Genomic DNA, 12,575 nt, shown 5'->3' on the forward strand with positions numbered 1-12,575 from the left:
GGTCCGGTCCGGTGATCGGCCGCCGTTGCGGCTGAGACCGACCGGATCCGCCCCGCGCGACCGTCCCCTCTCCCGGTCGCGTGAACATCGCGCCATGGGCCGATCAGAGCGCTCCGGAGCCCGGCTCAGCGCCCGCGCAGCGGTAGAATCGAGACAGTGCGGGCCGGAAACCGGCCTGAGAGCCTCGCTCCCGCTCGAGCGGTGGGAACGGACGTCATGCCCGGGACGATCGGCCAGCTGACCGGCCGGCCCGGGAACGGCCGTGTCCATCTCCCTGGCGGGCGCAGCAGTGCCGAGCGAAGGAGACCGGTCAGTCCGTGGCCACCAAGAAGAACGAATACGGCGCGTCCTCGATCACCGTGCTGGAGGGCCTGGAGGCGGTCCGCAAGCGCCCCGGCATGTACATCGGCTCGACCGGCCCCCGCGGGTTGCACCACCTCATCTGGGAGGTGGTCGACAACTCGGTCGACGAGGCGATGGCCGGGTTCGCCGACACGGTCGAGGTCGTCCTGCGCGCCGACGGCGGCGTCACGGTGATCGACAACGGCCGCGGCATCCCGGTGGACATGCACCCCAAGGAGAAGAAGCCGACCGTCGAGGTGGTCATGACCATCCTGCACGCGGGCGGCAAGTTCGACTCCGAGTCGTACGCGGTCTCCGGCGGTCTGCACGGCGTCGGCATCTCGGTGGTGAACGCGCTGTCGTCCCGGCTCGAGGTCGACATCAAGGTCGGCGGCAAGCTCTACCACCAGAACTACCTGCAGTCGAAGCCCGAACCGCTGCAGACCGTCGGCCCGGCCACCGGCACCGGCACCACAGTCACCTTCTGGCCCGACGCCGAGATCTTCGAGACGGTCGAGTTCACCCGGGAGACGATCACCCGGCGGTTGCAGGAGATGGCGTTCCTGAACAAGGGACTGACCATCAAGTTCCGCGACGAGCGCCGCGCGGAGGCGCCGGACGCCGCCGCCGAGGACCCGGCCGACGGCGGTGACGTGATCGCCGCGACGCTCGCCCCCGACGTGCACGACGAGCAGGCCCGCGCGCTCAAGCCGTTCGAGCAGGTCTTCCACTACCCGGGCGGCCTGGTCGACTTCGTCAAGCACCTGAACAAGTCGAAGGAGCCGGCCCACCCCACGGTCATCGGCTTCGAGTCCAAGGGCGACACCATGGAGGTGGAGGTCGCCATGCAGTGGAACCAGAGCTACGTGGAGTCGGTCCACTCGTTCGCGAACACCATCAACACCCACGAGGGCGGCACCCACGAGGAGGGCTTCCGCTCGGCGCTGACCTCCGTGGTGAACAAGTACGCCAGGGACAAGAAGCTGCTCAAGGAGAAGGACACCAACCTCGACGGCAGCGACGTCCGCGAGGGGCTCGCGGCCATCGTGTCGATCCGGCTGCGCGAGCCGCAGTTCGAGGGGCAGACCAAGGGCAAGCTCGGCAACACCGAGGCCCGGTCGTTCGTGCAGAAGGCCTGCAACGAGTGGCTGGCCGACTGGTTCGAGCGCAACCCCACCGAGGCCAAGACGATCATCAGCAAGTCCATCGCCTCGGCCCAGGCCCGCCTGGCCGCCCGCAAGGCGCGTGACCTGGTGCGTCGCAAGGGTGCACTGGACATCGGCGGCCTGCCCGGCAAGCTGGCCGACTGCCGCTCGTCCGACCCGGCCCGCTCCGAGCTGTACATCGTCGAGGGTGACTCGGCCGGCGGCAGCGCCAAGTCCGGCCGCGATTCGATGTTCCAGGCGATCCTGCCCATCCGCGGCAAGATCATCAACGTGGAGAAGGCCCGGATCGACCGGGTCCTCAAGAACACCGAGGTGCAGTCGCTCATCACCGCGCTGGGCACCGGGATCCACGACGAATTCGATCTGGCCAAACTGCGCTACCACAAGATCGTGTTGATGGCCGATGCCGACGTCGACGGTCAGCACATCCGGACGCTGTTGTTGACGTTGTTGTTCCGGTTCATGCGACCGCTGGTCGAGGCCGGCCACGTCTACCTGGCCCAGCCGCCGCTCTACAAGTTGAAGTGGACCCGCGGCGAGCCGGATTACGTGTACTCCGACCGCGAGCGCGACGCGATGCTCAAGGAAGGACAGGAACAGGGTCGAAAGATCCCGGCGGACGACGGCATCCAGCGCTACAAGGGGCTCGGCGAGATGGATGCCAAGGAACTCTGGGAGACCACGATGGACCCGGCCACCCGACTGCTGCTGCAGGTCACGCTGGACGACGCGGCCACGGCGGACGAGTTGTTCTCGATCCTGATGGGGGAGGACGTCGAAGCGCGGCGGTCCTTCATCACCCGCAACGCCAAGGACGTCCGTTTCCTCGACTTCTGACCCGGCGGCCCGCCGTCGCCCCTCTCGGTGACGGCGGGATGCGTCGGATCAACCGGTCGGGGCGGAGTGTCGCGTTGCGCAACGGAACGGGCACGTTCCGATTGCGCCGAATGACACCCGATCGCCGACCGATCCCGATCCGCCCGATCACCCATGCACAACAGCTGTCCACATGTGGATATCCACGTCACCCGTTCGTGGAGATCTGCGGGCTCCGACCATTCAACTCCGTGAGACGGAAGGCCACCTGAAGTGACAGGTCCCACCACCGGCGAACACGACCGCACCGAGCCGGTCGACATCCAGCAGGAGATGCAGCGGTCGTTCATCGACTACGCGATGAGCGTCATCGTCTCGCGGGCCCTGCCGGACGTCCGGGACGGTCTCAAGCCGGTGCACCGTCGCGTGCTGTACGGGATGTTCGAGTCGGGCTTCCGCCCGGACCGGGGCCGGGTGAAGTCCTCCCGCGTCGTCGGTGACGTCATGGGCAGTTACCACCCGCACGGCGACAGCGCCATCTACGACACCGTGGTGCGCATGGCGCAGCCGTGGTCGCTGCGGTACCCGCTCATCGACGGGCAGGGCAACTTCGGCTCGCCGGGCAACGACCCGGCGGCGGCCATGCGGTACACGGAGTGCCGGATGTCGGCGTTGGCGATGCAGATGATCGCCGGCATCAACGAGAACACCGTCGACATGACGCCGAACTACGACGGCAAGACCGAGGAACCCACGGTCCTGCCCTCGCGGATCCCGAACCTGCTGGTCAACGGCTCGTCCGGGATCGCGGTCGGTATGGCGACCAACATTCCCCCGCACAACCTGCGCGAGGTGGGGGCCGCGGTCGTCTGGGCGCTGGACCATCCGGAGGCCACGCCCGAGGAGCTGCTCGAGGCCTGCATCGAGCGGGTGAAGGGCCCGGACTTCCCGACCGGCGCCCAGATCGCCGGGGTCAGCGGCATCCAGGACGCGTACCGCACCGGCCGTGGCGCCATCCGCATGCGTGCGGTGGTCAACACCGACGAGGACGCCCGCGGCCGCACCATCCTGGTCGTCACCGAGCTGCCGTACCAGGTCAACCCGGACAACCTGGTCACCTCGATCGCCGAGCTGGTCCGGGACGGGCGGGTGGCCGGCATCGCCGACATCGCCGACGAGTCCAGCGACCGCGTCGGCATGCGCATCGTCGTCACGCTGAAGCGGGACGCGGTGGCCAAGGTCGTGCTGGCCAACCTGTTCAAGCACACCGCGCTGCAGACCAGCTTCGGCGCGAACATGCTGGCCATCGTCGACGGGGTGCCGCGCACCCTGCGGCTCGACCAGATGATCGGCCACTACGTCGATCACCAGATCGAGGTCATCGTCCGGCGCACCCAGTACCGGCTGGACGAGGCGGAGAAGCGGGCGCACATCCTGCGCGGCCTGGTCAAGGCCCTCGACGCGCTGGACGAGGTCATCGCGCTGATCCGGGCGTCGTCCAGCCCGGACGAGGCCCGCACCGGCCTGATCGGCCTGTTGGACATCGACGAGGTCCAGGCCAACGCCATCCTCGAGATGCAGCTGCGCCGACTCACCGCGCTGCAGCGCCAGCAGATCATCGACGACCTGGCCCGGATCGAGCTGGAGATCGCCGACTACCGCGACATCCTGGCCCGGCCGGAACGGCAGCGGCAGATCGTCAAGGACGAGCTCACCGAGATCGTCGAGAAGTGGGGCGACGAGCGGCGCACCGCGTTGGTGCCGTTCGAGGGCGAGGTCTCCATGGAGGACCTCATCGCCACCGAGGACGTCGTCGTCACCATCACCCGTACCGGCTACGCCAAGCGGACCAAGACCGACCTGTACCGCGCCCAGCGGCGCGGCGGCAAGGGTGTGCAGGGCGCCGCGCTCAAGCAGGACGACATCGTGGCGCACTTCTTCGTGTGCTCCACCCACGACTGGATCCTGTTCTTCACCAACAAGGGTCGCGTCTACCGGGCCAAGGCCTACGAACTGCCCGAGGCCAACCGCAACGCCCGGGGCCAGCACGTCGCCAACCTCCTGGCCTTCCAGCCGGACGAGCGGATCGCCCAGGTCATCCAGATCCGGGACTACGGCGTGGCGCCGTACCTGGTGCTGGCGACCAAGGCCGGCCTGGTCAAGAAGAGCGAGCTGACCGCCTTCGACTCCAACCGCTCCGGTGGCATCGTCGCCGTCAACCTGCGCGAGGACGACGAGCTGGTCGGCGCGGTGCTCTGCTCCGCCGAGGACGACCTGCTGCTGATCTCGGCCGAGGGGCAGTCGATCCGGTTCCACGCCACGGACGAGGCGCTGCGGCCGATGGGGCGGGCCACGTCCGGCGTGCTGGGCATGCGGTTCAACGCCGGTGACGAGCTGCTCTCGCTCGAGGTCGCCCGGGCCGATTCCTTCGTGCTGGTGGCCACCGAGCGGGGCTACGCCAAGCGCACCGACATCGAGGAGTACCCGGTCCAGGGTCGCGGCGGGAAGGGCGTGCTGACCATCCAGTACGACCGGCGCCGTGGCAAGCTGGTGGGCGCACTGATCGTCGACCTGGACACCGAGGTCTACGCGATCACCTCCGGCGGGGGCGTCATCCGGACGTCCGCCCGTGAGGTCCGCAAGGCCAAGCGCCAGACCATGGGCGTGCGGCTGATGAACCTGTCGGAAGGGGACAGCCTGGTGGCGATCGCCCGCAACGCCGACGCCGCGGCTGACGCTGCCGTCGACGCTGCCGTCGACGGTGAGACTCCCAGCGGTCCGGACGGCAGCACGGACGGCAGCACGGACGGTGGCGCGTGACGGCGGCCTCCGGCGCCAACCCGGCCCGTCCCGCGATGAGTTCGCCGACCGCCTCCACCGCGGCGACCAGTGCCACGGCCGGTCCCGCGGCGGCGGGTCCGGCCCGGGCCGGGGAGGCGCCCAGCCGTCCCGGCCCCGCCGCGGTGGGTGCCCCGCGCCGCACCCGGCGGCCGCCCCGGCTGGCCTCGCTGCAGCTCAAGCGGCTGGATCCGTGGACCGTCCTGAAGATCAGCCTGATCGTCTCGATCGTCATGTTCTTCGTGTGGATGATCGCGATCGGCATCCTGTGGCTCTCGCTGCAGGGCATGGGCGTGTGGGGCCAGATCAACGACACGTTCTCCACACTGACCAGCGCGGACGCGGTCAGCGGGTCGACCGACCTGATCACGCCGGTGCGGGTGTTCGGGGTGGCTGCGGTGGTCGGCGCGATCAACATCGTGCTGTTCACCCTGCTGGCCACGGTGGCCGCATTCGTCTACAACGCGGCGGCAGCCATGTCCGGCGGGGTCGAGCTCACCCTCAGCGAACGGGACTGATCCCGCTCAGCGCTGCTCGGCTCCGACCAGGTGGCGCGGCCTGACCACCACGACGGGGCAGGCGGCGTTGCTGACCAGGGCCTGGCTGGTCGACCCCAGTGCGAGGCCGGCCAGACCGCTCAGGCCGCGCGAGCCGACCACCAGCAGCGCCGCGGTCCCGGACCGCTCCAGCAGCACGGACGTCGGCCGGCCCGGATCGATCACCGCCTGGACCTCGACGTCCGGGTAGCGCTCGCGCCAGCCGGCCAGCTGCTCGGCGAGCGTGGTGCGCTCCTCGGCCTCGAGTTCCGACGGGTCCCGGTGCACCGCCAAGCTGGGAGTGCCCAGGGCGACGTCGGCCCGTTCCCAACAGCTGAGCGCGACCAGCCGGACGCCACGCACCGCGGCCTCCTCGAAGGCGTACCCGACCGCAGCCTCGCTGATCGCCGATCCGTCCACCCCGACGACCACCGGGCCCTCGGTGCGCCGGTGCCGTTCGTTGCCGTGGTCGCCGCGCACCACCGCGACGGGGGTGGTGCTGGCCAGCACCAGGTTCCAGGACGTCGAGCCGAGCAGCGCCCCGGCCAGCCGGCCGCGCCGGGCGCCGACGACGACCAGCAGCGCTCGGTCGGAGGCCTCACGCAGCGCCTCGGACGGGCGGCCGGCCGCCAGCCGGCACGACACCGGCACGCCGGGGAACTGCTCGGTGACCGCTCGGGCCGCATCGGCCAGCATCCGGTCGCCGTCCTCCCGCAGCGTGGCGGACAGACCGTCATCGCCGCGGTCGCCGCGGTCGCCCCGGCGGCCGAACAGCCCGAGCCTCGGCAGATCCCAGCCGTGCACCAGCAGCAGCGCGGCCGAGCGGGCCTGCGCCTGTTCGGCCGCCCAGCGGGTCGCGTGCAGGGCGGCCTCGCTGCCGTCGACGCCGGCCACCACGACGTTGGTGCGACCCGGGGTGCTCATCAGATCGGTGCGGTCCTCGGCCATGCCGCCCCCTCGGGTGCCCCCTTGATGCCGACCGCTGATCATCCCCGCCCGTGGTGTCCGGCGCGCCAGCGCCAGGTGAACGCCCGGCGGTGACGAGACGTCGATCACCCCCCGTCACAGGACGCGCGCGTCCCGACACGGCCGGGTGGCTCAGGGTCTTGCAACGTTCAACCATAGTGTGGTTAGCCTGTCCTCATTCCGTCGGGGAAAGGATCACCCACATGTCCGTCACCATGACCGGCTCGGCGTCCGCCGTCCGGGCCGATGCCGTCGTGTCACTGCCGCGAGCGGGGCGCACCGCCTTCGGTGTCGTCCGCATCCTGCTGGGCGTCGTCTACCTCTGGCCGTTCGTCGACAAGCTGTTCGGGCTGGGGCTGCAGACGCCGAGCGAGCGGGCCTGGCTCTCCGGCGGCTCGCCCACCAACGGGTACCTGTCCAACCTGGAGGGCCCGATGGCCGGCGTCTTCGGCGCGATGGCCGGCAACCCGGTCGCCGACTGGCTCTTCATGCTCGGGATCCTCGGGACCGGCGTGGCCTTCCTGGCCGGCGCCGGGCTCTGGCCGGCCGCCGTGGCGGGAACGGTGCTGATGGGGTCGATCTGGCTGACCAACCTGCCGTTGGCCACCCACCCGTTCCTGGACCAGCACCTGTTCTACGTGGTGCTCGGCTGGGCACTCGCGCTGGCGGGCGCCGGTCGGTGGCTGGGCGTGGGAACCTGGTGGGCGAGCACCGGCGCGGTCCGGCGGATGTCCTGGCTCCGCTGACCTGAGCCGCACCCCTGCGGTTGCGCAGGGTTCCGCCGCCCGGGGTGATCACCCGAACAGGGGAATGCCCCGGGCGGTGCTGCGTCCGCTGTGTCCCGGTTCTGATGGCGAAGCGTCGCCGCCCTCCACTACTGTCCACCCGGTTGACGGTGCGACCTGGACCGAGTACCGACGGTGATCGACTCGGCCGATGTGGCGTGGACAGCACGCCACCGGGACGAACTGGAGCCGAACTTCGGTTAGCCTGGCCTTTGTCAACAGACGGAGGAGGACGCGTGGACGACGAGCTCGGGCGATCGGTCGCCTCGGTGCGGCCGCCGGCGTCCGCCCCGGTCGTCCGTCCGCCGCTGTGGTGCTTCGCCGGTGGCGGCGCCCCCGCACTGTCCATGCTGCCGTTGGCGCGCGCCCTGCCGGCCGATCAGCCGGTGCACGCCTGGCAGGCGCCGGGCTACGAAGGCCGGGCGTGGCCGGACTGGTCCGTCGCCGGAGCGGCGACCCGCGCGCTGCGCACCATCCGGCGGACCACCCCGTGCGGCCCGTTCCCGCTGGTCGGGCACTCCTTCGGGGGGCTGCTGGCGTTGGAGGTGGCGGCCCGGCTGACCGCCGCGGGTCAGGACGTCCCGTTCGTCATGCTGCTCGACACCGTCGTGCCGCCGACGCTGCCGGCAGCACCGGGTGCGCCCGCGCCCGTCGGTGACGACCGGCCGATCCCAGAGCCGATGGACGGCCCGGCCGGGGCGTCGGCCCCTGACCTGCGGTCCCGACTCGCCATGCATCTGATGGTCGCCGGCGCCGGACTCGTGGAGTACTCGCCCGGCCGACGGGACGCCGTGTTCTGGGAGCGCAGCCTGCGGATGACCAACCGGCACCGGCCGCGCCCGTGGTCCGGCCGGGTCATCCTGGTCATGGCCGGCGACAACCCGGACGATCCGCGGCGCTGGGAGACCGTGCTCACCGGCCCCTTCGAGGTGCATCGCGTCGCCGGTGGGCACAGTTCCATCATGCGACCGCCGTTCAACGCGCCGATCGCCCAGCTCCTGCTGACCGAACTGGACGCCGTGGCTCCCGGCGCCGCCGTGACCGCGTGATGAGCCCCGTGGAACTGGTTCCCGAGCCGTCCCGGACCGCTCACCGTCCGCTCCGGCGGGCGGGGGAGGCGCGGCGTGCGATGCCGGACCAGCCGGCCGGGCCGTCCACCGACCCGGCGACGGTGCTGCCGTTCACCGGTGGCGCCGGCGGAGCCACCCGGCACGACGAGGTACCCGGAACGGCGACGATCTCGGTGGTCGTCCCGGTGTACCGGGTGGAGCGGTTCGTCGGGGACTGCGTCCGGTCACTGGCTGCGCAGACCCGGCGGCCCGACCAGGTGGTCCTGGTCGACGACCGCGGCGGGGACGCGTCGATGGACGTCGCGCTGGCGGCGGCCCGGGCATGCGGCCTGCCGGTCACCGTGGTGACCTGCCCGTCCAACGGGGGCATCGGCCGGGCCCGGAACCTGGGTCTGCAGGCGGCCACCGGCGACCTGGTGCTGTTCCTGGACAGCGACGACACCCTGGTCCCGGACGCGTTGACGGAGTTGCTGGCCGCCCTGCGGCGCGAGCAGGCCGACTTCGCCAGCGGCCGGACCGTCGAGGTGCTGCCGGACGGCACCGAGCTGGACGTCATGGAACCGGCCGCCGGGGTGCCGGCGGTGTCCGGCGCCGAGTTCGCCCGCGGCCTGCTGGTCAACCGGTTCCGCGCGCACAGCGCGACCAAGCTGTTCCGCCGCAGCGCCCTGCCCGAGGACCTGTTCGACGTGGACCGGGCGTACGAGGACTTCCTGCCCAACTTCCGGCAGGCCATGGAGAGCAGCCGGGTCGCCCTCACCGACCGGGCGGTGCTGCGCTACCGCGTCAACCCGGCGTCGGTGTCCCGCTCCTTCGGCCGGCACACCGAGGACCTGTTCGCCGTGTCCCGCGACGTCCGCACCGAACTGGCCGACCGCGACCTGCTCACCCGGTGGTCCCGCGAGTGGTCCGTCTACCAGGCCGTCAACCTGGCCATCGCCGTCGGCAACACTGCCGTCCGCGCCCGGCACCTGGATCCCGCCGTGACCGGTACCGACACGGCCATCGCCGCCGCCCGAGCCCTGGTCCGACCGGCCGTGCTGCGCGCGCTGGCCGCCGACCGGCGCTGGCGCGACCTGGCCGCCTGCGTGGTGCTCAAGGTGAGCCCGCGGCTGTACTCGTCGATCCTGCGGTTCCGGTGACCCGGTGGTGAGCCGTCCGGCAGCGGTGCCCGGTCGGGTGTCGGTGGTGCTCCCGGTGCGGAACGCCCGGCCCTACATCGCGGACGCGCTGGCGTCGGTGACCGTCCAGGACCACCCCGACTGGGAGATCGTGGTCGTGGACGACGGCTCGGACGACGGGACCCCCGAGGTGGTGACCGGGCTGGCGGCGGCCGACCCGCGGATCCGCCTGGACCGGCAGCCCGGCCGCGGCATCGTCGCCGCCCTGAACCGTGGGCTCGGGTTGGCCACCGGCGAGTTCATCGCCCGGATGGACGGCGATGACCTCATGACGCCGGGCCGGTTGTCCGCCCAGGTCGCCCACCTGCGGGCGCACCCGTCCGTGGTCGCCGTGGGCACCGACTACGAGCTGTTCGGCGCCCTGGTCGGACGGGTGCGGACCCCACGCACCCCGGCCGCCGCCCGGGCCCGGTTGTTGTTCGGCCCGTGCATGTGTCACCCCGCCATGCTGCTGCGCCGGTCGACGCTCACCGAGCAGCTGATCGAGTACCGGGCCGGCTGGGACGGCGCCGAGGACTACCTGCTGGAGTCGGAACTCGCCGGCGTCGGTGAGCTGGCCAACCTGCCGACCGTCGGGCTGCGCTACCGGCGGCACCACCAGCAGGTCAGCAGCGCCGGCCGTGACCGGCAGCGCGAGCTGCACCTGCGCATCGCCCGGGCCAACCTGGCCGGCGCCGGGTGTTCGCAGGTGACCGACGAGCAGTTGGTGCGCTGGCTGTGGCCGACCGAGCAGGCGGGCACCACCGGCCTGAGCTACCTGCGCTCGGTCCCCGGTCTGCTGCGGACCGGCGCCCGCGCCGCGGGAGTGCCCGGCCTGCTCACCGCGGTCCAGTTGGTCCGGGAGAACCTGGCCACCCTGCGGGCCGCGAGTCGGGTGAGCGCTCGCCGTGACCGTCCCGCCGCCCCTGCTGCCACCACCGCCCCGTCCTGATCGCGCTGTCCGAACCTGTGTCCGAACCCCTGTCTGAATCCGTTGACCCGCAGGAACGCCTGATGACCTCTGCCCCCGACCGACCCGCCGCCGTCCTGGACGAGCTGGTCGTCCCCGGTCCGACCGCCGACCTGGCCGACCGCCTGGACGCCGTGACCGCCGCCCGGCCGGACGCGGAGGCGGTGACCTCACCGGGGGAATCCTGGACGTACGCCGAGGTCACCGCGACGGCTCGCCGCTGGGCGCGAGCCCTGCGCGGCCACCTGGCCGACGAGCCCGCGGACCGGCCGGTCGCCCTCGCCGTGGAGCCCACCGCGTCCGCCGTGGTGGCCCTGCTGGCGGTCATCCTGTCCGGCCGGCCGGTGGTGCCGGTCGACCCGATGCTGCCGGTCGAACGTGCCGCGCTGATCCGGGAGCTGAGCGGCGGCGTCCCGATGGACGTGGCCGAAGTCCGGCAGCTGGGCGAGACGGACGGGGCGCCGGAGGCCGATCTGCCGACCGCCGGGATCGACGACCCGGCCGTCATCTTCTTCACCTCCGGCTCGACCGGGCGGCCCAAGGGTCTGGTCCACTCGCACGGCGCCTGGCTGAACCAGGCGTACGAGACTCGGCTCGCCCTGGACCTGACCCCCGACGACCGGTTGTCGCTGATCCTGCCGGTCAGCTTCGGCGCCGGGCTGGACGTGCTGTTCATGGGTCTGCTGAACGGCGCCACCGTGTGCGTGTACGACCCGCGGGTGCTCGGTGTCGGCGGCCTGCACGCCTGGCTGCAGGAACAGCGGGTCACCACCGTGCACGGCACCCCGGCGTTGCTGCGCGCGGTGCTCGACCACCTGCCCGACGGTGCCCCGATGAAAGGGGTCCGGCTGGTCACCAGTTGTGGAGAGGCGATCCACTCCAGCCAGGTCGAGGCCATCCGCGCGCGGCTCGACCCGGGCGGCCGGTTCACCGGGGTGTCCGGGGCGTCCGAGATCGGCAACCTCGCCTTCCACCGCCTCGATCCGGACCGGCCGGTGCCGGTCGGGCTGTTGCCGGTCGGCCGACCGGCGGCCAACAAGACGATCGAGGTCGTCGACGAGGCCGGCGTCCCGGTGGTGGTCGGCGCGACCGGCGAGGTGGCCATCACCTCCCGGTTCCTGGCCCGCGGCTACTTCGGTGACCCGGAGCAGACCGCGGCCCGGTTCGTCCGGCATCCCGACGGCACCACCACCTACCGCGGGGGCGACCTGGGGCGCTGGGACGCCGACGGGGTGCTGCACCTGCTGGGCCGGGCCGATGCCGCGGTCAAGGTTGGCGGGTACCTGGTCGAACCGGCCGAGGTCGAGGCCGCACTGCTGGCCTTCCCGGAGATCCGGGAGGCGGTGGTGTCGGCCGTCCGCCCGACCGACGCGGTCGACGGCGCCCGCACCCGGTTGCTGGCCCACGTGGTGCCGGTCGAGACCAACCAGCCGGTGACGCCCGCCTCGGTGCGTCGGGCACTGCGTGATCGGCTCCCCAGCTGGATGGTCCCGGCCGAGGTGGTGATGGTGCCGGCGCTGCCCCGCAACGAACGCGGCAAGATCGACCGGCGCGCGCTGCCGACGCCGCCCGCGCCGGCCGCCGTCGACCCGGCGCCGGGCACGGAGACGGTGATCGCCGCGGTGTGGGCGCAGGTGCTGGGCCTGGACCGGGTCGGTGCCACCGACGACTTCTGGGCCCTCGGCGGCGACTCGCTGGCCGTCGAGGAGATGCTGGCCGGGGTCGGCACCGCCACCGGGGTGGGCATCACCACGGCCGACGCCGCCGCCACGGCCACGGTCCGGGAACTCGCGGCGCTCGTCGACACCCGGGCCGGGGCCGCCGCCCGGGTCCGGACGGACGTCGCCGGCCGGCTCGGTCGCGTCGCCCAGGCCGCCCGGGCGCCGCGCCGCCCCCGCCGGGGGGCGCCCTCCCCCCAGCCCCCCACCC

At 72.1% G+C, this 12,575-nt stretch carries 9 protein-coding genes; 8 read left to right on the top strand and 1 reads right to left on the bottom strand.

From position 1 onward, the window contains the following. The first annotated feature begins 317 nt into the window (after positions 1-317). The 3 genes from gyrB (at position 318) to JL106_RS16955 (ending at position 5,680) form a co-directional block, all read left to right on the top strand. The gene (gene gyrB / locus JL106_RS16945; RefSeq protein ID WP_205261923.1) at positions 318-2,345 is read left to right on the top strand and encodes a DNA topoisomerase (ATP-hydrolyzing) subunit B; all 2,028 of its coding nucleotides are present in this window, start codon (positions 318-320) and stop codon (positions 2,343-2,345) included. Positions 2,346-2,597: 252 nt separating this feature from the next. Beyond that, positions 2,598-5,144: a DNA gyrase subunit A gene (gene gyrA / locus JL106_RS16950; protein WP_205261924.1), complete on the top strand. Its 2,547-nt coding sequence runs from the start codon at positions 2,598-2,600 to the stop codon at positions 5,142-5,144. Between the two features lie 35 nt (positions 5,145-5,179). Next, entirely contained in the window at positions 5,180-5,680 is a 501-nt protein-coding gene (locus JL106_RS16955; protein WP_205261925.1) for a DUF3566 domain-containing protein, read from the top strand. A 6-nt stretch (positions 5,681-5,686) separates the two neighbouring features. On the opposite strand, the gene JL106_RS16960 is transcribed toward JL106_RS16955, so the two are convergent. Beyond that, the gene (locus tag JL106_RS16960; protein ID WP_205261926.1) at positions 5,687-6,646 is read right to left on the bottom strand and encodes a universal stress protein; all 960 of its coding nucleotides are present in this window, start codon (positions 6,644-6,646) and stop codon (positions 5,687-5,689) included. Between the two features lie 221 nt (positions 6,647-6,867). Between JL106_RS16960 and JL106_RS16965 the strand changes: the two genes are divergently transcribed. The 5 genes from JL106_RS16965 to JL106_RS16985 all read left to right on the top strand — a co-directional run. Beyond that, positions 6,868-7,410, top strand: coding sequence for a hypothetical protein (locus JL106_RS16965; RefSeq protein WP_205261927.1), 543 nt, complete (start codon positions 6,868-6,870; stop codon positions 7,408-7,410). A gap of 275 nt (positions 7,411-7,685) precedes the next feature. After that, positions 7,686-8,498, top strand: coding sequence for a thioesterase domain-containing protein (locus tag JL106_RS16970; protein ID WP_205261928.1), 813 nt, complete (start codon positions 7,686-7,688; stop codon positions 8,496-8,498). Between the two features lie 80 nt (positions 8,499-8,578). Next, positions 8,579-9,658, top strand: a complete 1,080-nt coding sequence (locus tag JL106_RS16975; protein ID WP_205261929.1) for a glycosyltransferase family 2 protein — start codon at positions 8,579-8,581, stop codon at positions 9,656-9,658. A gap of 7 nt (positions 9,659-9,665) precedes the next feature. After that, positions 9,666-10,628, top strand: coding sequence for a glycosyltransferase family 2 protein (locus tag JL106_RS16980; RefSeq protein WP_205261930.1), 963 nt, complete (start codon positions 9,666-9,668; stop codon positions 10,626-10,628). Positions 10,629-10,690: 62 nt separating this feature from the next. After that, on the top strand, positions 10,691-12,575 hold a 1,885-nt coding region (locus tag JL106_RS16985; RefSeq protein ID WP_205261931.1), incomplete at its 3' end, for a non-ribosomal peptide synthetase.

It is taken from the genome of Nakamurella leprariae (genome assembly GCF_016918035.1).
Classification (GTDB): Bacteria; Actinomycetota; Actinomycetes; order Mycobacteriales; family Nakamurellaceae; genus Nakamurella; species Nakamurella leprariae.